This window comes from Archangium violaceum (assembly GCF_016859125.1).
Taxonomy (GTDB): domain Bacteria; phylum Myxococcota; class Myxococcia; order Myxococcales; family Myxococcaceae; genus Archangium; species Archangium violaceum_A.
This window is the reverse complement of record NZ_CP069338.1, coordinates 8,831,505-8,853,609: the sequence shown is the minus strand read 5'-3', so window position 1 is coordinate 8,853,609 and position 22,105 is coordinate 8,831,505. Positions and strand designations below refer to the sequence as shown.

At 67.4% G+C, this 22,105-nt stretch carries 32 protein-coding genes and 1 pseudogene; 5 read left to right on the top strand and 28 right to left on the bottom strand.

Annotation, left to right across the window (positions count from 1 at the left end; genetic code table 11):
* Positions 1 to 176: 176 nt before the first annotated feature.
* Positions 177 to 377, top strand: a pseudogene (locus JQX13_RS55660) (EamA family transporter); the annotation flags it as partial.
* Positions 378 to 462: 85 nt separating this feature from the next.
* Complete coding sequence (locus tag JQX13_RS55655; protein ID WP_275424899.1) at positions 463 to 1,110, top strand: DMT family transporter; 648 nt, start codon at positions 463 to 465, stop codon at positions 1,108 to 1,110.
* Between the two features lie 12 nt (positions 1,111 to 1,122).
* Here JQX13_RS55655 and JQX13_RS37715 read toward each other — a convergent pair whose 3' ends face one another.
* Genes JQX13_RS37715 through JQX13_RS37705 form a run of 3 tightly spaced genes read right to left on the bottom strand, consistent with a single transcriptional unit; the run spans position 1,123 to position 4,714 of the window.
* Entirely contained in the window at positions 1,123 to 2,850 is a 1,728-nt protein-coding gene (locus tag JQX13_RS37715) for a sigma 54-interacting transcriptional regulator (RefSeq protein ID WP_239014095.1), read from the bottom strand.
* Between the two features lie 8 nt (positions 2,851 to 2,858).
* Positions 2,859 to 4,031 carry a DUF2314 domain-containing protein gene (locus tag JQX13_RS37710; RefSeq protein WP_203404260.1) on the bottom strand — a complete coding sequence of 391 codons (1,173 nt, stop codon included), beginning with the start codon at positions 4,029 to 4,031 and terminating at the stop codon, positions 2,859 to 2,861.
* Positions 4,028 to 4,714 carry a deoxynucleoside kinase gene (locus JQX13_RS37705; RefSeq protein WP_239014094.1) on the bottom strand — a complete coding sequence of 229 codons (687 nt, stop codon included), beginning with the start codon at positions 4,712 to 4,714 and terminating at the stop codon, positions 4,028 to 4,030. The genes JQX13_RS37710 and JQX13_RS37705 overlap by 4 nt, the downstream gene beginning before the upstream one ends.
* Positions 4,715 to 4,935: 221 nt before the next feature.
* Here JQX13_RS37705 and JQX13_RS37700 point away from each other — a divergent pair, with 221 nt between their 5' ends.
* The 3 genes from JQX13_RS37700 (at position 4,936) to JQX13_RS37690 (ending at position 7,822) form a co-directional block, all read left to right on the top strand.
* Positions 4,936 to 5,724 carry a lysophospholipid acyltransferase family protein gene (locus tag JQX13_RS37700; protein WP_203404259.1) on the top strand — a complete coding sequence of 263 codons (789 nt, stop codon included), beginning with the start codon at positions 4,936 to 4,938 and terminating at the stop codon, positions 5,722 to 5,724.
* Between the two features lie 84 nt (positions 5,725 to 5,808).
* Positions 5,809 to 7,134: a tetratricopeptide repeat protein gene (locus tag JQX13_RS37695; protein WP_430384114.1), complete on the top strand. Its 1,326-nt coding sequence runs from the start codon at positions 5,809 to 5,811 to the stop codon at positions 7,132 to 7,134.
* Positions 7,135 to 7,183: 49 nt separating this feature from the next.
* Positions 7,184 to 7,822, top strand: a complete 639-nt coding sequence (locus JQX13_RS37690) for a hypothetical protein (protein WP_203404258.1) — start codon at positions 7,184 to 7,186, stop codon at positions 7,820 to 7,822.
* 85 nt (positions 7,823 to 7,907) lie between these two features.
* Here the strand turns inward: JQX13_RS37690 and rplQ are convergent, their stop codons facing one another.
* From rplQ to rplV, 25 genes are all read right to left on the bottom strand, one after another.
* Positions 7,908 to 8,333, bottom strand: a complete 426-nt coding sequence (gene rplQ, locus JQX13_RS37685) for a 50S ribosomal protein L17 (RefSeq protein WP_203404257.1) — start codon at positions 8,331 to 8,333, stop codon at positions 7,908 to 7,910.
* Between the two features lie 175 nt (positions 8,334 to 8,508).
* Complete coding sequence (locus JQX13_RS37680) at positions 8,509 to 9,582, bottom strand: DNA-directed RNA polymerase subunit alpha (protein ID WP_203404256.1); 1,074 nt, start codon at positions 9,580 to 9,582, stop codon at positions 8,509 to 8,511.
* Positions 9,583 to 9,782: 200 nt separating this feature from the next.
* Positions 9,783 to 10,409 (bottom strand): 30S ribosomal protein S4, encoded by a 627-nt coding sequence (gene rpsD / locus JQX13_RS37675; RefSeq protein WP_073563501.1) that lies wholly within the window; start codon positions 10,407 to 10,409, stop codon positions 9,783 to 9,785.
* Positions 10,410 to 10,473: 64 nt separating this feature from the next.
* A complete protein-coding gene (rpsK, locus tag JQX13_RS37670; protein WP_203404255.1) occupies positions 10,474 to 10,920 on the bottom strand; it encodes a 30S ribosomal protein S11 in 447 nt (148 codons plus the stop codon).
* 68 nt (positions 10,921 to 10,988) lie between these two features.
* On the bottom strand, positions 10,989 to 11,372 hold the full coding sequence (rpsM, locus tag JQX13_RS37665) for a 30S ribosomal protein S13 (RefSeq protein ID WP_203404254.1): 384 nt from the start codon (positions 11,370 to 11,372) through the stop codon (positions 10,989 to 10,991).
* Between the two features lie 51 nt (positions 11,373 to 11,423).
* The gene (gene rpmJ / locus JQX13_RS37660; protein WP_002633586.1) at positions 11,424 to 11,540 is read right to left on the bottom strand and encodes a 50S ribosomal protein L36; all 117 of its coding nucleotides are present in this window, start codon (positions 11,538 to 11,540) and stop codon (positions 11,424 to 11,426) included.
* 79 nt (positions 11,541 to 11,619) lie between these two features.
* Positions 11,620 to 11,799 carry a translation initiation factor IF-1 gene (infA, locus tag JQX13_RS37655; protein ID WP_002625365.1) on the bottom strand — a complete coding sequence of 60 codons (180 nt, stop codon included), beginning with the start codon at positions 11,797 to 11,799 and terminating at the stop codon, positions 11,620 to 11,622.
* Positions 11,800 to 11,975: 176 nt separating this feature from the next.
* Positions 11,976 to 12,740 (bottom strand): type I methionyl aminopeptidase, encoded by a 765-nt coding sequence (map, locus tag JQX13_RS37650; RefSeq protein ID WP_203404253.1) that lies wholly within the window; start codon positions 12,738 to 12,740, stop codon positions 11,976 to 11,978.
* An 87-nt stretch (positions 12,741 to 12,827) separates the two neighbouring features.
* Complete coding sequence (locus tag JQX13_RS37645; RefSeq protein ID WP_203404252.1) at positions 12,828 to 13,475, bottom strand: adenylate kinase; 648 nt, start codon at positions 13,473 to 13,475, stop codon at positions 12,828 to 12,830.
* Positions 13,476 to 13,613: 138 nt separating this feature from the next.
* On the bottom strand, positions 13,614 to 14,960 hold the full coding sequence (gene secY, locus JQX13_RS37640; RefSeq protein WP_203404251.1) for a preprotein translocase subunit SecY: 1,347 nt from the start codon (positions 14,958 to 14,960) through the stop codon (positions 13,614 to 13,616).
* Between the two features lie 126 nt (positions 14,961 to 15,086).
* Positions 15,087 to 15,602, bottom strand: a complete 516-nt coding sequence (gene rplO, locus JQX13_RS37635; RefSeq protein ID WP_203404250.1) for a 50S ribosomal protein L15 — start codon at positions 15,600 to 15,602, stop codon at positions 15,087 to 15,089.
* An 18-nt stretch (positions 15,603 to 15,620) separates the two neighbouring features.
* A complete protein-coding gene (gene rpmD / locus JQX13_RS37630; protein ID WP_203404249.1) occupies positions 15,621 to 15,875 on the bottom strand; it encodes a 50S ribosomal protein L30 in 255 nt (84 codons plus the stop codon).
* 2 nt (positions 15,876 to 15,877) lie between these two features.
* Positions 15,878 to 16,396, bottom strand: a complete 519-nt coding sequence (gene rpsE, locus JQX13_RS37625) for a 30S ribosomal protein S5 (protein ID WP_203404248.1) — start codon at positions 16,394 to 16,396, stop codon at positions 15,878 to 15,880.
* Between the two features lie 27 nt (positions 16,397 to 16,423).
* Positions 16,424 to 16,780 (bottom strand): 50S ribosomal protein L18, encoded by a 357-nt coding sequence (gene rplR, locus JQX13_RS37620; RefSeq protein WP_203404247.1) that lies wholly within the window; start codon positions 16,778 to 16,780, stop codon positions 16,424 to 16,426.
* 96 nt (positions 16,781 to 16,876) lie between these two features.
* Complete coding sequence (rplF, locus tag JQX13_RS37615; RefSeq protein ID WP_203404246.1) at positions 16,877 to 17,446, bottom strand: 50S ribosomal protein L6; 570 nt, start codon at positions 17,444 to 17,446, stop codon at positions 16,877 to 16,879.
* 54 nt (positions 17,447 to 17,500) lie between these two features.
* The gene (gene rpsH / locus JQX13_RS37610) at positions 17,501 to 17,902 is read right to left on the bottom strand and encodes a 30S ribosomal protein S8 (protein WP_203404245.1); all 402 of its coding nucleotides are present in this window, start codon (positions 17,900 to 17,902) and stop codon (positions 17,501 to 17,503) included.
* Between the two features lie 177 nt (positions 17,903 to 18,079).
* On the bottom strand, positions 18,080 to 18,265 hold the full coding sequence (locus JQX13_RS37605; RefSeq protein ID WP_043409024.1) for a type Z 30S ribosomal protein S14: 186 nt from the start codon (positions 18,263 to 18,265) through the stop codon (positions 18,080 to 18,082).
* 15 nt (positions 18,266 to 18,280) lie between these two features.
* A complete protein-coding gene (gene rplE / locus JQX13_RS37600; RefSeq protein ID WP_239015434.1) occupies positions 18,281 to 18,772 on the bottom strand; it encodes a 50S ribosomal protein L5 in 492 nt (163 codons plus the stop codon).
* Between the two features lie 333 nt (positions 18,773 to 19,105).
* On the bottom strand, positions 19,106 to 19,435 hold the full coding sequence (gene rplX / locus JQX13_RS37595; RefSeq protein WP_108075879.1) for a 50S ribosomal protein L24: 330 nt from the start codon (positions 19,433 to 19,435) through the stop codon (positions 19,106 to 19,108).
* A gap of 37 nt (positions 19,436 to 19,472) precedes the next feature.
* Positions 19,473 to 19,841 (bottom strand): 50S ribosomal protein L14, encoded by a 369-nt coding sequence (gene rplN / locus JQX13_RS37590; RefSeq protein ID WP_043409019.1) that lies wholly within the window; start codon positions 19,839 to 19,841, stop codon positions 19,473 to 19,475.
* Between the two features lie 107 nt (positions 19,842 to 19,948).
* Entirely contained in the window at positions 19,949 to 20,263 is a 315-nt protein-coding gene (gene rpsQ / locus JQX13_RS37585) for a 30S ribosomal protein S17 (protein WP_203404243.1), read from the bottom strand.
* 10 nt (positions 20,264 to 20,273) lie between these two features.
* On the bottom strand, positions 20,274 to 20,480 hold the full coding sequence (rpmC, locus tag JQX13_RS37580) for a 50S ribosomal protein L29 (RefSeq protein WP_203404242.1): 207 nt from the start codon (positions 20,478 to 20,480) through the stop codon (positions 20,274 to 20,276).
* A 60-nt stretch (positions 20,481 to 20,540) separates the two neighbouring features.
* On the bottom strand, positions 20,541 to 20,960 hold the full coding sequence (rplP, locus tag JQX13_RS37575; RefSeq protein WP_203404241.1) for a 50S ribosomal protein L16: 420 nt from the start codon (positions 20,958 to 20,960) through the stop codon (positions 20,541 to 20,543).
* Between the two features lie 56 nt (positions 20,961 to 21,016).
* Entirely contained in the window at positions 21,017 to 21,682 is a 666-nt protein-coding gene (rpsC, locus tag JQX13_RS37570) for a 30S ribosomal protein S3 (RefSeq protein ID WP_203404240.1), read from the bottom strand.
* A 45-nt stretch (positions 21,683 to 21,727) separates the two neighbouring features.
* Complete coding sequence (rplV, locus tag JQX13_RS37565) at positions 21,728 to 22,072, bottom strand: 50S ribosomal protein L22 (protein WP_203404239.1); 345 nt, start codon at positions 22,070 to 22,072, stop codon at positions 21,728 to 21,730.
* Positions 22,073 to 22,105 lie beyond the last annotated feature (33 nt).

The following is a 22,105-nucleotide window of genomic DNA, read 5'->3' as shown; positions in this document are numbered from 1 at the left end:
ACAGGACAAGCACGGAGACACGCTCCGCCCCGGGACCGTTCGACAGAAGGCGCGCGGCGGTCAGGAGAGGCACCGTCCGGCCGACTCCTGCTCAACGTGGATGGCCGAGCCGTGCTGCTCCAACGGGCCTGAGCGCTAGCGCCCTACCGGCATTGCCAGCGCTCCCCGGCGGCGGTATGCCGCTGCTCGCCTTGAGCACCCCCAGCACCGCCGTCGTCTCCGCGCCCGACGCCGCCCCGCGCGCGTTCTCCCTGTCGGATCTCGCCCTCGTCCTGGTCGTCATCATTTGGGGCACCAACTACACGGTGGTGAAGGAGGCACTGGGCAGCATTCCACCGCTGGCCTTCATGGCGCTGCGCTTCGGGATCGCGGCGGTGGCCATGGCCGTGGTGCTCCACGTGCGCGAGGGCTGGAAGCCGCTGCCCCGCGCCACCCTGCTCAAGCTGGGTGGGGCTCGGATTCGTGGGCAACACCCTCTACCAGGTCTGCTTCGTCGTGGGCCTGGCTCACACCACGGCGGCCAACAGCGGGATGCTCGCCTCGGGCACTCCCGTGGTGACGGCCCTGTTGGGCGCCGCGCTGGGCGTGGATCGCCTCCGCCGGCCGCTCGCGATGGGACTGGCGCTCGCGGTGCCGGGCATGCTGCTCATCGTCGGCGCCCGAGGCCCCGAGCTGGAAGCCTCGACGCGCATGGGGGACTTCCTCATCCTGGGCGCCTCGCTGTGCTGGGCCCTCTACACCGTGGGCATCCGCTCGCTGGGCAACGAGCTGTCCGCGCTGCGCATCACCGCGCTCACGATGATCACCGGCGCGCCCGGGGTGGTGCTGCTCGGCCTGCCCTCGGTGATGGAGCTGAAGCTGGAGAGCATCGGCTCGGGCGCGTGGCTCGGAGTGGTGTACTCGGCGCTGGTGCCGCTGGTGCTGGCGTACGTCGTCTGGAGCCGCAGCGTGCAGGCGGTGGGCAGCAGCCGCACGGCCATCTACAACAGCGGCACGCCCATGGTGGCGGCGGTCACGGCGTGGCTCGTTCGAGGCGAGAACCCCACGTGGTTGCAGGCACTGGGCTCGGCGCTCGTCATCTCCGGCGTTCTCGTCAGCCGGCGACGCTGAGCCCTCGGGCTCTCACGCGCGCCGCCGCGCCACGGTGAGGCCGTAGTCCTCGATCTTCTTGTCGAGGGTGGGCCGGCTGATGCCGAGCATCCGGGCGGCGACGATCTTCTTTCCGCCGGCCATGCGCAGGGCCTCGGCGATGGCATCGCGCTCCATATGGGCGACGCGCTCCTGGAGGGTGGGCGGCGTGGACGAGACACGCCCCGCGCGGATCTCCGGCGGAAGGCCCTGCGCGTGGATTGGCGAGCCGGCATGCACCAGCGCGAGCCGCTCGCCGAGCAACTCCAGCTCGCGAACGTTGTGGGGCCACTCGTAGTCCATGAGCAACTGCCGGGCCTCGGGGGTGAGCACGGGAGGCCCCTTCCGGGCCACGCGAGCACCCCGGGCGGCGAAGAGCTCGAAGAGCGGGGCGATGTCGGCGCGCCGCTCGCGCAGCGGGGGCATCCGCAGCTCGAGCCCCGCGAGCTGGCGGGCCAGCGAGGCGTCCACCTCGCCGCGGGCGGTGAGCTCCGGCAGCGGAGCGCTCGCGGTGACGATGAGGCGGAAGTCCACGGGCTCCTCACCGCCCTGCCGTGCGGGAGCCGTCTTGCGCGCGAGCAACCGGGCCAGGCGCTCGGCCAGGGCGCGCGGGAGCTGCTCCACGTGCTGGAGCAGCAAGGTGCCGCCATCGGCGCGCAGGAGCGCCGAGGACACGGGAGGAAGTCCCGGCCCGCTGGAGCGCCCGAAGAGCACCTCCACCAGGGAGGTCGAATCCCGGCAGTCCACGCGAACCAGCGGTCCGAGCGCCCGGGGCGAGCGCGAGTGGATGTAGAGGGCGCCCAGGGACTTGCCGGTACCGGGCTCGCCGGAGATCACCACGGGAGCGGCGCTGGCGGCGGCGCGGCGGGCCTGCTCCACCACCTTGCGGAAGGGGCGCGAGTTGCCGCCCATGTCCACGCGAGGTGGATGGGTGCCCGCGCGCGAGCGCACCGCCGCGAAGGCCTCGCCACCGAGCCGTCCGAGCATGGCGGCCAGCTGCCCGTCCGCGTCCGAGAAGGGATGCTCCGAGCGCTCCACGTACAGCACGCCGAAGGGCAGCCCGCCGGAAGCCACCAGGGGAGAGCAGAGGGCCGTGGCGGAGCGTCCCTGCTCGGAGTGCTCCAGCGCGGCGCGGGCCATGTCGCGAGGCACCTCGACGGAGGAAGCGCCCACCACGGCCGCGGTGAGCAGTCCCTTGATGTCCCCGAGGAGCGCGGCCGCCGCGTCCGCGTGCAGCGCATGGAGCGACTCCTCGGCGACGCGCCGCAGCACCATGGCCTCGCTGGTGGCGCCCAGCAGCGCCGCTCCCGCCGAGTACAGCGCCGCCTCCATACCCACGTGAGGCAGCACCTCCTCGACGGGGAGCTGGCTCGCGCCCGAAGGAGTCGAGCCCACCAGCGCGGCGGCTCCGGGCGGCTCGACGAGCACGGTCGTCTTGCCCACCTGCACGCGGTCGCCGGGGTAGAGCACCACCTCGCCCGCGATGCGCTCGCCGTTCACCGAGGTGCCGTTGCGCGAGCTCAGATCCCGCAGACGCACCTGCCCGTCCAGCACGAAGAAGTGTGCGTGGCGACGGGACATCTGGTCGTCCTCGGGGAGGGGAATCTCACACGAGGGGCTGCGGCCGATCGTGGCCTCCGCATGGACGTCATAGCGGAGGCCGGCGGAGGGACCGGAGAGGAGCAACAGGGCGGGCATGAGGGACGCGGTGGATGGTACCACCGCCCTCTCTACATCGGGCGTTCCGCGATGAGCAGAGCGCGGACCTCTTCCTCGTCCAGGGTGCGACCTTCGCGGCTGAGCGCGAGGGCGTTCACATCGGACTCGGGCACCTCCACGTGGGCGCCCTTGCGCCACTCGGTGGTGTGCACCGCCCCATCGACCAGACGGCCGACCACGGTGGCGTCATCCCAGGAGAGCACCTCCATCCAGAGCTGCTCCGTCACGGTGTTGCCTTCCGGGTGGGTCTCGAAGGGAGCGCGCACCGCGAAGGTGAGCGGCTCCATGAGGCCGCGGCGCAGGAAGCGCGCCTTGAAGGCGGGCAGGAGCGCCTGGGTCTCCTGACGCATGGACTCGGTGCGCTCGGTGGGCTCCTGGGCGAAGCGCTCGCGGAAGGGGCGCAGCAGCTCCGCGGTGTTGTGCCGGCCATGGGGCGACACCACCGTGAGGAAGAGGCCCTCATGGCCCTCGAAGGCCTCCAGCGGCACGCCGAGCAGGTTGGTGCGCGCCTCCTCCGAGGGCACCAGCATGAAGGTCTGCCCCTCGCTGGTCCCCATCTCCGTGCGCAAGAGCGGCCCCTGTCCGAAGGCCAGGTCCGTGCACAGCTCGTGCAGGAAGGCCTCGGCCGGCAGCAGATCCTGCTCGCCCAGGTGGAAGACCTCGAGATCCCTCGCGCCGAACTTCTCCATGCCGTGCGAGTGCACCCACAGGGGCGTGTCGCCCTCGATGACCTCCACGGCGTGGAGGTTGACGTGGTCGCGGATGTCGAAGTCCAGCTCGGTGATTTCCGCGACGTCCTCGGAGTCATGGACCTTGGACGAGGTGATGTCCACCAGCACACCGTCCACGTGCGTCAGGACGATGCGGGCGCACATGAGCGCCACGAAGACGGGCACGGTGGGCTGGGCGCCGCCGGCCTCGAAGGCGAAGCGGTAGAAGGCCTGGGCGCGGCCGAGCGACTCCAGGGCCGTCTCACTGCCGGAGAACAGGTCCGGCGTCCACTCGGTGGGGGTGGGCCGCGACTCGAAGGCGACCTCCACGCGGGCGCCCTCGGCATCGAGGGTGAAGCCGTGGCCATCCGGGGCGAGGATGAAGGACATCTCCTCGGACTCGAAGGAGGAGCGCAGCGTCTCGGCCGGCACGGGTGAGGCGTGCGCGATGGCGACGAGGTAGACCTCCTTCACAGGTGCTTCTCGATCTGTCGGAAGAGATCCACGCGATCCACCAGGTTGGTCAGATAGTCCAGCTTGTCCGTGGGGAGAACCAGGACGGGGGACAACTTGTAGCCACTGAACCATTCCTCGTACAGGTCGTTCAACCGGTTGAGGTAGGCCGTGGGGATGTCCTGCTCCATCTCCCGGCCGCGCAGGCGGATGCGCTGGCGGAGCGTCTTCACGGGGCAGCGCAGGTAGATCATCAGGTCCGGCGGGGTGAGGGTCTGGGAGAAGGTCTCGTAGAGGTCGCAGTACATCTGCCAGTCGCGCTTGTCGATGTAACGCCGCCGGTAGAGGTTCTTGGCGAAGATCTCCGCGTCCTCGTAGAGGGTGCGATCCTGGAGCGTGGTGCCCGGGGAGCGCTCGAGCTGGCGCTGGAGGCGGAACTTGGCCGTGAGGAAGAAGAGCTGGGAGCGGAAGGCCCAGGTCTTCATGTCCTTGTAGAAGTCGGCGAGGTAGGGATTCTCCTCATTGGGCTCGAAGAAGGGCGTGAGGCCGTACTTCCGGCAGAGGAAGGACGTGAGCTCCGTCTTTCCGGCTCCAATGTTTCCCGCGATCGCGATGAACTTCTTCCTGGCCAAGGCACTCCGCTTGTACCCCCACCGGGCGGCGCACACCAGAGACAAGGTGCCGTGGTACATACCGCGATTCATGCCCCTGCCCCGCCCCACCCGCCATGAATCCAGCACGGTCCGTGGTGGCCGTCCTGGCCTCGAAGGGTCGGGGCCGCACCCCCACCCACCGCCGGGCGCGCGAGCGTGCGGAAGGCCCCTGGCTCCTGGAAGAGGTGGGAGTGGCTCCGCTGTTCGAACGTTCTTGGTGGAACAGTGGGTTCAGCGCCGTGGTGGGCTCCCCCCAAGCCGAGGTCGCCAGGATGCTACGCAACCTGTTGTGCATGTTGGTCACGGCGGTCGCCACCGCCGTCTTCTTTCCCCTGACCGTCGTGGTGGCGCTCGTCACCCTGAATCCGGGGGCGACGGTGTGGGTGGCCCGCCGGCTGTGGTCGCCCATCCTCATCTGGATTGGTGGGGCGCGCGTGGTGGTGACCGGCCAGGAGAACGTGGATCCGAAGCGGCCCACCATCTACGTCTCCAACCACCAGTCCACGCTGGACATCCCCATCCACTTCGTGGCGGTGCCGGTGAACTTCCGCTACGTGGCCAAGCACCAGCTCAAGTACGTGCCGCTCATCGGCTGGTACCTGTGGATGGCCGGGCACATCTTCGTCAACCGCGGCAAGCGCGAGAAGGCCATCTCGTCCCTGGACGAGGCGGCACGGAAGATCCGCGCCGGCACGAGCGTGTTCCTCTACCCCGAGGGCACGCGCTCGGACGACGGCCGCGTGCTGCCCTTCAAGAAGGGCCCGTTCGCGCTGGCGCTCAAGGCGCGGGTGCCCGTGGTGCCCATCACCGTCGAGGGCTCCGGCACGGTGATGCCGAAGAACTCCTGGAACATCAAGCCGGGCCCCGTGTACGTGAAGATCGGCAAGCCCATCGACACCACGGCCTTCGCCGAGGATGACCGCGTGGGGCTGGCCCGTACCGTGCGCGACGTCATCATCGCGCAGAGCCTCGAGCTGGGGGGCAAGGGAGGAGATCCCGAGAGAGCCCTCGCCGCCGCCGGTGTCGAGGGCGATTTCCCCTCCCGCCGCAACGCCTCCTGAGGAGACCGTTTCCCCGTGCGCCTTCCCTCCCCCGATTCCCGTCGTTCTCCGCGTCGCCGACTGACTGCCTGGGCCGGAGTGGCCGTGCTCGGACTGGGCCTCGCCACCGGCTGCGGCCATGGCAGGGCCGCCGAGCGCCCCCTGGACGCACGGGCCCAGGCCCGCGAGTACCTGGCGAAGAACCAGCCCGAGCGCGCCCTGCCACTGCTGGAGACCGAATATGCACGGGCGCCGGAGGATCTGGAACTGGCGCGGGCGCTGACGGAGGCCCAGGTGAAGGCGGGCCACACGGACGCGTGGATCGCCGAGCTGCAGCGCCGCAACGCGCAGGCGGAGCGGGCGGTGAACCACTACATGCTGGGGCTGGCGTACTTCTCGAGGGCGTCGGACGCGGGTGCGCCGGCGGTGGAGGCCTTCGAGCGGGCGCTGGCGTTGAAGCCGGACGAGCCCGAGTTCCACTACCGGCTGGGGCTCGTGCGGCTGGAATCGGAGCAGTACGCGGCCGCGGTGGAGCCGCTGCGCCGCGCGGCGGAGCTCGCCCCTGAGCGCGCGGGCATCCGCCTGCCGCTGGCCAAGGCACTGCACCGCACGGGGGATGCGCCGGGAGCCGTGAAGGCGCTGGGCGCGCTGGTGCGGATGAACCCGAGCCCCTCCGAGGTGGCCACGGCGCGGGCGCTGATGAACCAGATCTCCGACCCGTTCGCGCGCTTCCCGAAGGCGGCCGAGCCCAAGCTGGAGGAAGGCATGCGCTACCTCCAGGAACTGGACGCGCCCAACCCGGCCATCATCGCCTTCGAGGAGATCCTGAGGGACTACCCGGACCTGGCGGTGGTGCACTCGCTGCTGGGGCTCGCGTGGCAGCGGTTGGACGACGCGGGCCGGGCGGTGGAGGAGTTCAAGCGGGCCATCGAGCTGGCGCCCGAGGACGGCAAGAACCACTTCTACCTGGGCGAGCTGTACCTCGCGCGGCAGCGACCCGAGGCGGCGCGGCCGTACCTGGAGAAGGCGGTGGAGCTCAACCCGATGTTGGACCTGGCGTGGTTCCGGCTGGGGGAGCTCCACCTGGAGCGAAGGGATTTGAAGGCGGCGGGAGAGGCCTTCCGGGTGTTGACGCACCTGGAGCCGGACGAGGAAGCGCCGAGGGGCAAGCTGGCGCTGGTCCTCCAGCTGGAGGGCGACTGGGCGGGCGCGGAGCGCGAGCTGATGGCGGTGGTGGACAAGGACCCGGAGAACGTGGAGTTCACCCTGCGGCTGGGCATCCTCTTCACGGAGCAGGCGCGGCAATCCTCGCGTCCCGAGGAGCGGCGGGAGGCGGCCGGGAAGGCGGAGCGCTGGCTGCGCAAGGTGCTGGAGGCCCAGCCGGAGAACGCGGTGGCCTCGCGGGCGCTTCAGCAGCTCAAGGGTCAGTAGGGACCAGCCAGTAGCCAGCGGGAGCCCGCGCCCTCTACACTGATGTCCGATGAGTAACGGTGCCAACCAGCCCCAGCAGCCGCGCGGGACGCCGTCCTCGGCGAACGTGCCCCGTGTGTCGCAGACGAACCTGCGCGTGATGAGCGCCGCGCGCGCGGCGCCCCTGCCGAAGGAGCAACAGCAGGCTCAGCTCAGCGAGAAGCTGAAGTCCGAGTCCGCCAACGTGGCCCTCAACGCCCTCTCCATCGTGAAGGAGAAGGTCGATGAGTTCCGTCAGCAGGATCGCTTCTTCAAGTACAAGGCCTTCATCGTGGGCGGCTGGCTACTGATCTCCGTCGTCACGTTCGGCACCACCTGGGCCCGGGGCGTGAAGCTGACGGGAGACTTCGGCGCGAAGCTCGTCCCCGCGCCCGTCGGCCGCAACGCCTTGACGCTCATGAACAAGAGCGAGGAGCCCTGGCTCGACGTCATCATTGTCGTCAAGGACAACCGGGGCGCGGAGTGGCGGGCGTCCGTGGCGCGAGTGGATCCCGGCAAGGATGTCACCATCACGCCCAAGCAACTGCTGGGGAGCAGCGGCCAGGCGGCCCCCTCGGACATCGTCATGCGCGGTGTCGAAATGCGCACCTCCGAGGGCACCGCCCTGCTGCAGGAGGACGGCAACAACCTCACGGACGAGGCGCAGTAGGAACCACGCAGCAGACCCCAGAAAGCGCGAGAGCGCCCTTCCCAGGGGGAAGGACGCTCCCGTGCACTACCCTTCGGACGGCCGACTACTCCGCCTTGGTCTCCGTGGCCTCGCCAGCGGCGGGAGCCTCGGGAGCCTCGGCAGCGGCCTTGGCGGGACGATCCACCAGCTCCAGCAGGGCCATCTCGGCACCGTCACCGCGACGGAAGCCGAGCCGCACGATGCGGGTGTACCCGCCCGGACGGTTGGCGTAGCGATCCTTGTACTCGCTGAACACCTTCTGGAGGATGGCGCGGTTGCGAACCGTCCGCTCCGCGAGGCGCACGTTGGCCAGACCACCGCGCTTGCCGAGGGTGATGATGCGCTCGGCGAGGGCCCGGGCCTCCTTGGCCTTGGGCAGCGTGGTGCGGATGGCCTCGTGCTCGAGCAGCGAGGTGACCATGTTGTGGAGCATCGCGAGCCGGTGGCTCGTGGTGCGGTGGAGCTTCCTCTGTCCAACCTTATGACGCATGGCGCTGACTCCGGGCCTTTTCGGGGCCCACCACTCTGGCCGTACGAGGTACCAGGTGGGAAGGATGGAACCGGCACGGGTTCCACCGTTGCTGTGTTGGGCCCGTGAAGGCCCCCCTCCTCTCCCGTGGCTCGCTGCCATGCCACCACGCGGGAGGAGGTGCTGCGAGAGCGTACTAGGCCTTCGGCGCGGAGGCGGCGGCGGCGGCGGCGCCAGCGGCAGCCGCGGCGGCACCCGGCGGGGGAGCCGGGGGCGGGGTCTTCGGAGGCCAGTTCTCCAGCTTCATGCCGAGCGACAGGCCCATCTCCGCGAGGATCTCCTTGATTTCCTTCAAGGACTTGCGGCCGAAGTTCTTGGTCTTGAGCATCTCGGCCTCGGTGCGCTGCACGAGATCACCGATGGTCTTGATGTTGGCCTGCTGCAGGCAGTTGGCCGAGCGCACCGAGAGCTCCAGCTCGTCCACGGAGCGGAAGAGGTTCTCGTTGAGCTTGGCCTCCTCCTTGGGCGCCTCGACGGTCACGGGCTCCTCGGTCTCGTCGAAGTTGACGAACACCGTGAGCTGCTCCTTGACGATCTTGGCCGCGTAGGCCACGGCATCCTGCGGGGTGACGGAGCCGTCCGTCCACACCTCGAGGGTGAGCTTGTCGTAGTCGGTGACCTGACCGACGCGGGCGTTGGTCACCTGGTAGTTCACCTTGCGGATGGGCGAGAACAGCGAGTCGATGGGGATGGTGCCGATGGGCGAGCCCGCCACCTTGTTCGCCATGGCCGGCACGTAGCCACGGCCGCGGCGGCACGTGAGTTCCATGCGGACCTTGCCACCCTCGGAGACGGTGCAGATGTGGTGACCCGGGTTGAGGATCTCCACGTCCTGGTCGGCGATGATGTCACCGGCCTTGATCTCCTTGGGGCCCTCGGCCTCGATGCGGATCGTCTTGGGCTCGTTCGTGTGCATCCGGAGGAGGACCTCCTTCAGGTTCAGCACGATGTCCGTGACGTCCTCGGCCACCTCGGGGATGGTGGTGAACTCGTGGTCCACACCCTCGATCTTCACCGTGGTGATGGCGGCGCCCTGCAGCGACGACAGGAGCACGCGACGCAGCGAGTTGCCCAGCGTGGTGCCGAAGCCGCGCTCGAGCGGCTCGGCCACGAACTTGCCGTAGGTGGGCGAGAGCGAGTCCTGATCGACCTCGAGCCGGCGGGGCTTGATGAGGTCGCGCCAGTTCTTCGCGATGAACGTGTCAGCCATGTTCTTCCACTCCTCGTGACGTGCGCCACCACCGACTTACCCACCAGGGTGGCGGGAGGATGGGCACGTGGGGTTTCTTGAATAACGCCAGCCCGGGGCTGCATGGGGGGCCGGCAGAAGCACGACGCCCCGGCGGTGAGGCCAGGGCGCGTACGACAGCTCCAGCGGTTGGATTCGCCCGGCAGGGCGAGCCAGGCCGATTACTTCGAGTAGAGCTCGACGATGAGCTGCTCCTGGATCGGCATGGTCAGGTCCTCGCGGTTCGGGGCGGTCTTCACCGTCGCCTTGAAGGACTTCTTGTCCAGGTCGATCCACTGCGGCACGCCGCGGCGATCCACGGTCTCCAGGGCCTCGGAGATGCGGAGGATCTTCCGGCTCTTCTCCGCCACCTCGATGGTGGTGCCCGGCTTCACCGCGAACGACGGGATGTTCACCCGCTTGCCGTTCACCGTGAAGTGGCCATGACGCACCAGCTGGCGGGCCTCGGCGCGAGTGTCCGCGAAGCCCATGCGGAACACGACGTTGTCCAGGCGGAGCTCCAGCTGCTGCAGGAGGTTCTCACCGGTCTTGCCCTTGGCCGCGGAGGCGCGGTGATAGTAGCCGCGGAACTGGCTCTCCAGCAGGCCGTACATGCGCTTGACCTTCTGCTTCTCGCGCAGCTGCACGCCGTAGCCGGAGAACTTCACGCGGCCCTGGCCGTGCTGACCGGGGGGATAGGGGCGGCGCTCGATCGCACACTTGTCCGTGTAGCAGCGGTCACCCTTCAGGTACATCTTCAGGTTCTCACGCCGGCAGATGCGGCAGGCGGAGGCGGTATAACGGGCCACGATGCTTCTCCGTGTAAAGATGGTCTAGGACCGCTCCCCTCGAGGAGAGCGGCCCGGGATGGAACTAGACGCGGCGGCGCTTCGGCTGACGGCAGCCGTTGTGCGGGATGGGCGTCACGTCGCGGATGAGCGCGATCTTCAGGCCGGCGGCGGCGAGCGCGCGGAGGGCGGACTCACGACCCGCGCCCGGGCCCTTCACCAGCACCGTCACGTTCTTCAGACCGTGCTCCATGGCCTTCGCCGCGGCGTCACCGGCGGCCACCTGGGCGGCGAACGGCGTCGACTTGCGGCTGCCGCGGAAACCGCGGGCGCCGGCGGAAGACCAGGAGATCACGTTCCCGGACACGTCCGTGATCGTGATGATGGTGTTGTTGAACGTGGACTGGATGTGGACCACGCCATTGAGGATGTTCTTCTTGCCCTTCTTGCCCTTCTTGCGCGTAGCGGCGGTGTCGCCCGCCGCGGGGGCCGCAGCGGCCGGTGCCGCAGGCGCGTTGGTCTCTTCAGCCATGGAACTCGTTGCTCCTGGAAGTAGGTGATCGACGCCGGCGCCTCAGGGGGCCGGCGCAGGTGGAAGAACTAGCGAGCGCCCGCCGCCGGCTTGGCGCGCACGATGCCGCGCTTGGGACCCTTGCGGGTACGCGCGTTGGTGTGCGTCCGCTGACCGCGAACCGGCAGACCCTTGCGGTGACGCAGACCCCGGTAGCAACCCAGGTCCATCAGCCGCTTGATGTTCATGGTCACCTCGCGACGGAGGTCACCCTCGACCTTGTAGTTGGTCTCAAGGATCTCGCGGATCTTCCGCGTCTGCTCCTCGGTGAGGTCCTTGGTCCGGGTGGCGAGGTCGATCCCCGCAGCCGTGATGATGTCGTGGGCGGACTTGTTGCCGATCCCGTAGATGTACTGGAGCGAGATCACCGCGCGCTTGTTGGGCGGGAGGTCGATGCCGGCGATACGAGCCATCTAAGTCGTTCCTTCTGGGTGGAGTTGGTCTGGAGCAAGGCCCCTGGAGGCCTAGCCCTGGCGCTGCTTGTGCCGCGGGTTGGAGGCGCAGATGACGCGCACGATGCCCTTGCGGCGGACAACCTTGCACTTGTCGCAGATCTTCTTGACGGACGCCCGAACCTTCATGGCGGTACTTCCCTTCCTTCGCTTTTAGAAAAGAAAAGCCTCGAGGGCCGGTCCGCCATTCCGCGGAACCAGGCCCTTTCTACTTCGCCCGGTAGGTGATGCGTCCCCGGGACAGGTCGTACGGGGACAGCTCGACCTTGACCTTGTCGCCCGGGAGGATTCGGATGAAGTGCATCCGCATCTTGCCCGAGATATGCGCGAGCACCTTGTGGCCATTGTCCAGCACCACGCGGAACATCGCGTTCGGGAGGGGCTCCATCACGGTCCCCTCGACTTCGATGGAATCATCCTTCGGCAATCAGATAACCCTCTCGCGGACCACCGGAACTCTGGAAGCGCGGCGGGATAACACTTTGGTCCAGAAGTGGCAAGCATCCTCGCGCTGTAAACCCGAATTTCTACGAACCCCTCTGTACTACCTGGTATTCCGCCCACCTACCCGGCCCGGCGCCGGGTGAGGACTTCCGGCCCCCCTTCGGTGATGAGCACCGTGTGCTCGAAGTGAGCAGAAAGCTTGTTGTCGAGAGTGACGGCTGTCCAGTCATCGTCGAGCAACTCCACCTCATAAGTGCCCTGGTTCACCATGGGCTCGATCGCGAGGACCATTCCCGGACGAAGCTTCATCCCGCTGCCCCGCTGGCCGTAGTTGGGCACCTCTGGCTTCTCGTGGAGGTGCCGGCCGATTCCGTGGCCGGTGAAGTCGCGCACCACGGAGAAGCCCCGGGCCTCCACGTGGCTCTGCACCGCGTGACCGATGTCGCCGATGCGGTTGCCGGGCACCATGGCCTGGATGCCCTTGTTGAGGGACTCCCGGGTGGCGTCCAGCAACGCCTGGGCCTCGCGGCTCACCTTGCCGACCGGCACCGTGCGGGCCGAGTCCCCGAAGAAGCCGCGGTACACCACCCCGAAATCCAGCTTCATCAGGTCCCCCTCCTGCAGCTTGCGCCTCTTGGAGGGGATGCCGTGCACGACCTCGTGGTTGACGGAGGCACACAGGCAGGCAGGGAAACCGCGGTAGCCCTTGAAGGCGGGCCGGGCGCCCTTCTTGTAGATGAGCCTCTCGGCCAGGGCATCCAGGTCCCAGGTGGTGACACCTGGAGCCACCGCCTTCTCGAGCTCGTCCAGGATCTCGCTCACGATGCGCCCAGCTTCACGCATGAGGGCGATCTCTTCCTGGCTCTTGATCTCGACCTGGCTCATCCCTGCCTCGCCATTGCTTGAACCGCTGGGGGGAGGACTCTCACTCCAAGAACCCTGCCCCTGGCCGTCCGCCCGCTTCGCGGGCGATCAGGCCTTACCCAGCGCCTTCTTGATGTCCTCGTAGATGCCTTCGGGGGATCCCACTCCGTCGATGCTCTTGAGCAGTCCCCGTTGCGCGTAGAACTGCTTGAGGGAAGCGGTCTCCGTCTCGTACTTCTTCAGACGCTTCTCGATGACCTCGGCCTTGTCGTCCTCGCGCTGGGAGAGGCTGGTGTCGTCCTTGTCACAGAAGCCGGCCCGCTTCGGAGGGTTCTGGTAGACATGATAGACGGCGCCACACGTGGGGCACGAGCGCCGACCCGAGCCGCGCTCGATGAGCTTTTCGGTCGGCACCTCGAGCGACACCACGGCATCCAGCTTCTTGCCCAGCCTGGCGAGCATGCGCTCGAGGGCCTCGGCCTGGGGAGGAGTTCGCGGGAAGCCATCCAGCACGAAGCCATTGACGCAGTCCGGCTCCTTGAGGCGCTCCTCCACGATACCGATGACGATCTCGTCCGGCACGTAGGCGCCAGCGGCCATCAGCGGCCCGGCCAGCTTGCCCATCTCCGTGCCCTCACGAACCGCCTTGCGGAGGATGTCACCCGTGGAGATCTGCGGAATCTTGAAATCCGCGTACAGATTCTTCGCCTGGGTCCCCTTCCCCGCGAACGGCGGGCCAAACAGGATGAGGTTCATAGGTTCCTCTTAGCTCGTCAGGAAGGAGCGCGGGAGGGCTAAAGCGAGCCTCTTTCCCACTGCTCACACACCCCTGGAACGACGAGGCGCCCCTCCCCGGGGTGAGGGGGAGGAGCGCCAGGTAGACAGCTGGCTCGACTAGGCAGCCACGCGAACCCGGCCGCGGATGCGAGGACCGCGAGGACCGGCGAAGCCCTCGTAGTTGCGGCTGATGAGGTGGCCCTCGATCTGCTGCACCGTATCCAGCGCCACGCCCACGACGATCAGCAGCGCCGTACCACCGAACGTGAAGCGGACGCCCAGCATGTTCGTGATGATGGACGGAATCACGCAGATGGCGGCCAGGTAGAGCGCCCCGCCGAAGGTGATGCGGTTGAGCACGCCCTCGATGAAGTCCGCCGTTTGACGACCCGGACGGATGCCCGGGATGTAGCCGCCCTGCTTCTTGATGTTGTCCGCCACGTCGTCCGGCCGGAAGGTCAGCGCCGTGTAGAAGTACGAGAAGAAGACGATCAACAGCACGAAGATGCCGTTGTAGACCCAGGGGCTGGACTCGATGCTGCGCTGCACGCCCTGCAGGAACGGGAACCAGGTGCCCAGCGTGGCCGGGAAGGACAGCAGCGCGCCGGCGAAGATCGGCGGAATCACGCCCGAGGTATTCACCTTCATCGGGAAGTAGGTGGCCTGGCCCGCGAACATGCGCCGCCCCGCCATGCGCTTGGCGTACTGCACCGGGATGCGTCGCATACCGCGCTCGACGTAGACCACCACGCCGACGACGAGGACCATGAACGCCAGCAGGGCCGCCACGGCCGCCATGCTGATGATCTCCTGCTGGACCATATCGAGCAGCGACTTGCCGCTGGGCAGCAGGCCGGACACGATGCCCGCGAAGATGATGAGGGAGATGCCGTTGCCGATGCCGCGCTCGGTGATGCGCTCACCCAACCACATGATGAACGCGGTGCCCGCCGTCAGGCTGATGACGGTCATGAAGGTGAACCAGGCGTTGTCGTTGGGAACGACCACCTGGTTGAACCCGGCCTGGCCCGCGTCCGTGCGGCCCAGCGAGGCCAGCCAGCGCGAGATACCAATGCCCTGCACGATGGACAGGGCGATGGTGCCATAGCGGGTGTACTGGTTGATTTTCTGCCGGCCGCCGGCCCCTTCCTTCTGCAGCCGCTCGAGGCTGGGCACCACCACCGCCAGGAGCTGGATGATGATGGAGGCGGATACGTACGGCATGATGCCCAGACCGAAGATGGACATCTGGTCCAGGGCGCCGCCGGAGAAGAGGTTGAAGAGCGAGAACAGGCCGCCCGACTGGCGCTGGGCGTCCATGAACGCGTTCATCGCAGCCCGGTCCACGCCAGGCGTATTGATGAAGATTCCGATGCGGTACACCGCGAGCAGCATCAGCGTATAGATGAGCCGGCTGCGCAGCTCCGCGATGCGGAAGACGTTGGCGAAGGCGTTCAGAGCCACGTGGGATCCATCCCCCAAAAAGGTTTCTGCGAGAACAGCAGCGCCCCTGTCCGAATTCGGAAAGGGGCGCTGAATGCTACACGGATAGAAAGGCGCGCACCACTAGGAGTGTGACGCGCCCTACCCTCACGACCGGGCCTGCTTCACGCCCTTACCGGCGTGCGCCTTCGCGGCGGACTCGGGCTTGTGGGCCACCAGGGGGAGCTCCTCCACGGAACCGCCCGCCTTCTCGATGGCCTCACGAGCGGCGGCCGAGGCCTTGTTCACCCGAACGGTCAGCTTCTTGGTGAGCGCGCCGTTGCCGAGCACCTTGATGCCGTCGTAGCGACCCTTCACCAGACCCCGGGCCTCCAGCGACTCCACGTCCACCGTGGCGCCCGCGTCGAACCCCTCGAGGTCCGCCAGGTTCACCACCGCGTACTCGGTGCGGTTGGGGGAGATGAAGCCGAACTTCGGCAGGCGACGCTGCAGCGGGCTCTGGCCACCCTCGAAGCCCTCGAACCGCATGTTACCCGTGCGAGCCTTCTGGCCCTTGCCACCGCGGCCGGCCGTCTTGCCCAGGCCGCTACCCTGGCCGCGGCCCACCCGCTTCTTGCGGTGCCACGAGCCCTCGGGGCGCTTCAGCTTGTTGAGCGTAGTCATTGTCTGAACCCTCTCGCACTAGGCCTTGCGGGCGCGCGCGGCGTCCCGGACCCGGATCTTCCGAGGCTTGCGACGGGTGGCCTTGGGGGCCTCGCCCTGCACCGTCTCGGCCGTCACCAGGTGACGGACCTTGTTCACCATGCCGCGGATGGCCGGCGTGTCCTTCAGGAGACGCTCATCGCCGAACTTCTTCAGTCCGAGGCTATCGATCGTCGCGAGCTGGTCCACGGACGAACCCGCGAAGCTCTTCGTCAGCTTGACCTTGATGGCCATGATTAACCCCTCGCCTCCTCGGACTTCTGCGGACCCACGTCCTTGCCGCGCAGGCGCGACACCTGCTCCGGCGAACGGAGGTTCTTCAGACCCGCCATGGTGGCCTTGAGCACGTTGTGGGGGTTCCGCGAGCCCTGGCTCTTGGTCAGGATGTTGCGGATGCCCGCCGCCTCGAGGACCGCGCGCACCGCGCCACCGGCGATGACGCCCGTACCCTCACCGGCCGGCTTCAGGAGCACCCAGCCCGCGCCGAAGTGACCGAGCACCTCGTGGGGGATGGTGTGACCCTGCAACGGGACGCGGAACAGGTTCTTCTTGGCGTTCTCGCCGCCCTTGCGGATGGCCTCGGGAACCTCGTTGGCCTTGCCCAGCCCCACGCCAACGTGGCCGGCGCCGTCGCCCACCACCACCAGCGCGGCGAACGAGAACCGCCGGCCGCCCTTCACCACCTTGGCGACACGGTTGATGTTCACCACGCGGTCGGTGAGGTCGAGATCGTTTGGATTGATCGGAGTTGCCACTTGGGAACTTCCTTATTCGAAAGGTTGCTAGAACTTGAGCCCGGCCTCGCGCGCGGCATCAGCCACGGCGGCGATCCGACCATGGTAGGGGAAGCCGTTGCGGTCGAACACCACCGCCACGACGTTGGCCGCCTTGCACTTCTCCGCGATGAGCGAGCCCACGCGCTTGGCCTCGGCCTTCTTGTCGCCCTCGGTGTTGCCCTTGAGCTCCTTGGAGAGCGACGAGGCGTAGGCCAGGGTGCGGCCCGTGGTGTCGTCCACCACCTGGGCGTAGATGTGCTTGAGGCTCTTGTAGACCGTGAGCCGCGGACGCTCGGTGGTACCCGAGATCTTCTTGCGGATGCGGTCCTTCCTCTTGAGGCGCGGATCGAGCTTGTTCGACATGGATGATTCCTTCTCCGTCCGGCGGTGATGGGGACTTCCACCGCCGGATGATTGCGCGACCCCTCCAGGAGTCGCGCGGTTGGGTGTTCACTCCGACTAGGCCGTACCGGTCTTGCCTTCCTTACGGCGGATCTTCTCGGTGGCGTACTTGATGCCCTTCCCCTTGTACGGCTCGGGCGGGCGCAGCGCGCGGATCTTCACGGCGGCGGCCCCGAGGGCCTCCTTGTCCGCCGAGCGCAGGGTGAGACCCAGGGTGGGCAGACCATCCTCGGTGCGCGCGGCCTTGTCCACCTCGGCCGTCACGCCCTCGGGCAGGTCGAACACCACCGGGTGCGAGTAACCCAGCGTGAGGTTGATCGTCTTGCCCTTCACCTCGGCGCGGAAACCGACGCCGCGGATGTCCAGGCGACGCTCGAAGCCCGTCGACACGCCCTTGGCCGCGTTGGCCAGCAGCGTACGGGTCAGACCATGCAGGCTACGGGCCTCACGCGACTCATCTTCGCGCTCCACCCGGACCTCGTTGCCCGCGACCGTCACCTTCACGCCCTTGGCGGGAAGCTGAACGACCATCTTGCCCTTGGGGCCCTCGAAACTGACCTGGCGGCCCGACACAGTGGCCTTCGTCTTGTCCGCCAGCTTGACCGGAAGCTTTCCAATCCGACTCATGATTCCCTCGTGCAGTCCAGGTCGCGGCACGGGCCGCGGTACCCGGGCAGCTGGCTAGTAGACAGTGCAGAGCAGCTCGCCGCCGACCTTCTGCTTGCGAGCATCGGAGTCCACCATCACGCCGCGCGACGTGGACAGGATGGAGATGCCCAGACCGCCGAGCACCTGCGGAATCTCACGCGAGTTGACGTACCGGCGCAAGCCGGGCTTGGACACGCGGCGGATGCCGGTGATCGCCGGAGCGCGATCCGGACCGTACTTCAGCTGCACGCTGATCTCGTTCTGCGGCGCGCGCTCGTGGACCGTGTAGTCCCCGATGAAGCCCTCGGCCTTGAGAACCTTGATGATCTCGACCTTGAGGTTCGAGTGGGGGATGACGACCTTGTCGTGACGCGCGCGCGAGCCGTTGCGCAGGCGGGTCAGCATGTCGCCAATGGGATCGTTGACAACCGACATGAATGGCTACCTTCCGTGCGGAGCGGTCTCACCGCCTCCGCGTTCGCAACCGCCGCGCCTGCCGGGCCCATCCCGGGGGTTCGCCACGGTTGCCATGCAGCTACTGCTTCAGCCCACCCTCTCGAGGGCGGGCCAGGCACCCGGGCCCCTGCTCGGAGCCCGGACACCCGCGTCCGACTACCAGGACGACTTGGTGACGCCGGTGATCTCGCCGCGGAGGGCGCGGTGCCGGAAGCAGATACGGCACATGTTGAACTTCCGCAGGAACGCGCGGGGCCGACCGCACAACGGGCAGCGGTTGTACGCGCGGACGGAGAACTTCGGCTTGCGCTTCGCCTGAGCGATCTTCGAGAGCTTGGCCATGGATGCGGGTCCTCGTTACTGGCGGAACGGCATGCCGAAGTGACGCATCAGCGCCAGCCCCTGCTCATCGTTCGCCGCAGTGGTGACGAAGCTGATGTTCAGCCCCTTCACCTTCTCGATCTGGTCGTAGTTGATTTCCGGGAAGATGATCTGCTCGCGCACGCCGAGCGTGTAGTTGCCCTTCCCGTCGAACGCCTTGGGGGACACGCCCTTGAAGTCACGCACGCGCGGCAGCGCGACGGTGATGAGGCGGTCCAGGAACTCGTACATCCGGTCGCCGCGCAGCGTGACGGCGGCACCGATCGCCTGGCCCTGGCGCAGCTTGAAGTTCGCGATGGACTTGCGGGCGCGGGTCACCACGGGCTTCTGACCGGTGATGGCACCCAGCTGGTCCACGGCGGACTCGAGGATCTTGGCGTTGGCGAGCGCCTCGCCCAGACCCATGTTGACGACGATCTTCTCGAGGCGAGGAACCTCCATCGGGTTCTTGAGGCCCAGCTCCTTCATCAGCGCGGGCACGCCTTCCTTGCGGAAGCGCAGCTTCAGACGCGCCGGCTTGGCCTCGAGACCCTCCTCGATGTTCGCCGCGAAACCTGCCTTCTTGAGCTCTTCCTTCTTGCGGCCCTTCTTCTCCTTCTTCGCCGCGTCCTTCTTCTCTTCAGCCATCGTCTTGTCCTCTGCTTCGGAACGCCGTCGTGGACCCAGCGCGCCGATCAGTACTGCGTGGAAACTGGAAACACCGGAGCCCCCATGGGTCTTTCGGAGCCCCGGGTATGCACGCCCGTCCTCCCCTCATCCGGGTAGGACAAAGGGCGCGCATACATGCCCGAACCCGCGCCCCTAGTCAATCAGGGCGTCGCAGTTCTTGCAGAACCGCTTCTTCTTGTCCCCATCGGCCCGGATGCCCACGCGGGTCGGCTTGTCGCACTTGGCGCAAACCAGCTGGACGTCCGAGATGTGGATGGTGCCCGGCTTCTCCACGATGCCGCCCTCGGGCTGCTGGGGCGTCTTGCGCAGGTGCCGCTTGACCAGGCGCACGCCCTCGACGGTCACCCGCTGGGCCTCACGGTCGATCTTCAGGATCTTCCCGCGCTTGCTCGCCGGGGTCTTCTCCGAGCGCTCGGCGCCGGCGATGACCTGGACGGTGTCTCCAACCTTGAGCTTCTCCATGGTTCCTCTCCCTCCTCGCGGACCGCCTGACGCCCTACTAGAGGACCTCGGGAGCGAGCGAGATGATCTTCATGAACTTGCGGGCGCGGAGCTCGCGGGCGACCGGCCCGAAGATGCGCGTCCCGATGGGCTCCATGTCCTTGTTGATGAGGACGGCGGAGTTGCCATCGAACTTGATGTAGCTGCCATCCGGACGGCCCACCTCGCGCGCGGTGCGCACGATGACGGCCTTGGCCACATCACCCTTCTTCACCTTGGAGTTCGGCAGCGCCTCGCGCACCGACACGACGATCACATCGCCGATGGACGCGTACTTGCGCTTCGAGCCACCGAGCACCTTGATGCAGAACACCTTCTTGGCGCCCGAGTTGTCGGCCACGTCGAGCACGCTCGTCATCTGAATCATCTGGAATCTCCTATCTCAGCTACGGCAGGCCCTTCCGGTGAGGAGGGGCACCGCGCGGCTCGAGCCACGGCCTCGCGCGCCTGGGTGGCAGCGCGAGCTCGGACGGCTCAGACGTTCTTGCTCTTCTCCAACACCTCGACCACGCGCCAGCGCTTGTCCTTCGAAGCGGGACGGGTCTCGGCGATACGAACCCGGTCACCCTCATTGATGGTGACCTTGGCCGGATAGTCGTGGTCCTCGACGTGCGCCTTGTACTTCTCGCGCATGCTCATGATCTTCCCGTACTTCGGGTGAGACGCGCGGCGCGAGACGGTGACCACCACCGTCTTCTGCATCTTGTTGGAGGTCACGATCCCCACGCGGGTCTTGGGACGGCCGCGGGTGGAGGTCTTGGCAGAGGTGGATTGAGTCGCTTCAGCCATGAAAAAGCTCCTAAGCCTTCTTCTCCGCCCGGGTCTTCTCCCCCAGGACGGTCAGGATGCGCGCCAGGTCGCGCTTGTGCTGGGTGCGCTCGGACGGATTGTCGAGCGAGCCGGTCGCCCTCTTGAGCTGATCCTGGAACAGCGTCTCGCGCAGCTCGGCCGCGCGCCGCTTCAGGTCATCCGCCGAGAGCTCCTTGAGTTCCTTCGCAGTCGCCATCTTCAAATCTCCTCGAGCCAGCGGGCGGCCCTCTTCTCAGCGGGCCACCCGGAGGCGGAACTAGAGCGCCAGCTCGCTGCGGGTGACGATCTTCGTCAGCACCGGCAGCTTGGCCTGGGCCAGCTTCAGGGCGGTCGTGGCAACCTCCGGCGTCATACCCTCCATCTCGTAGAGGATGCGGCCGGGCTTGACCACCGCCACGTAGTACTCCACACCGCCCTTACCGGTACCCATGCGGGTTTCGGCGGGCTTCTTGGTGATGGGCTTGTCCGGGAATACACGGATCCAGATCTTGCCACCACGCTTGATGTGGCGCGTCATCGCGATACGGGCCGCCTCGATCTGCCGCGAGGTAATCCACCCCGGCTGCAGGGACATGAGGCCGTACTCACCGTAGGTGAGATCGCTGCCGCGGTACGCCCGACCGGGCGTGCGGCCCTTGTGCATCTTGCGGTACTTCGTGCGAGCAGGCTGAAGCATCGTCGGTGTCCTTCAATCCCGAGCGAGCCGTCCCTCCCGGGACGGCTCCCGGGGAGTTAGCGGTTGGCCGCCGGCGCGGGGCTCTGACCACCCTTGGTGGGCAGCACCTCGCCGCGGCAGATCCAGACCTTGCAACCGATCTTGCCGTAGGTGGTCTTCGCCTCGGCGAAACCGTAGTCGATGTCCGCACGAAGGGTGTGCAGGGGCACGCGGCCCTCGCGGTACCACTCGTAGCGGGCCATCTCCGCGCCACCGAGGCGGCCGGAGCACGACACACGGATACCCTTGGCGCCGAACTTCATCGCCGTCTGCAGCGCCTTCTTCATGGCGCGGCGGAAGGCGATACGGCGCTCGAGCTGGGTGGCGATGTTCTCGGCCACCAGCTGCGCGTCCGTCTCGGCCTTGCGGACCTCGACGATGTTGAGGAAGACCTCGTTCTTCGTGAACTGCTGGAGGTCCTTCTTCACCGTCTCGATGCCCGCACCGCGCTTGCCGATGACGATGCCCGGGCGCGCGGTGTGCACGTTGACCTTCACCTTGTTCGCCGCGCGCTCGATCTCCACCTTGGAGACACCCGCATGGGCGAGCGACTTCTTCACGAACTCGCGGATGCGGATGTCCTCATGCAGCCACTGCGCGTAGTTCTTGTGCTCGAACCACTTGGAGTCCCAGGTCTTGATGACCCCGAGGCGGAACCCAATGGGATGGACTTTCTGGCCCAACGTGCTTCTCCTTCGAATCGGTTGCGTGGGGCGCCAGGCGGGCGGCTACTTGGCCGCCTCCGCCAGCACCACGTGAATGTGACTGGTCTTCTTGTTGATGCGCGAGGCCCGGCCCATGGCGCGCGGCATGTAGCGGCGCTGGGTAGGACCCTGATCCACCGAGATCGTCTTCACGATGAGACGGTCCACGTCGACCTGACCCTTGGACAGGTCCGTCGCGTTGGCCACGGCGCTCTTGATGAGCTTGGCCACCGGAACCGCCGCGGCGCGGCTGGTGAAGCGCAGGATGTTCAGGGCCTGCCCCACCGGCTTGCCCCGGACGAGAGCCGCCACGGTGGAAACCTTCCGGGGCGACATGCGCAGGAACCTCAGATGTGCCTTCGACTCCATGTCATCTCCTCTGGCGGACGCCGCCTGTCAGCG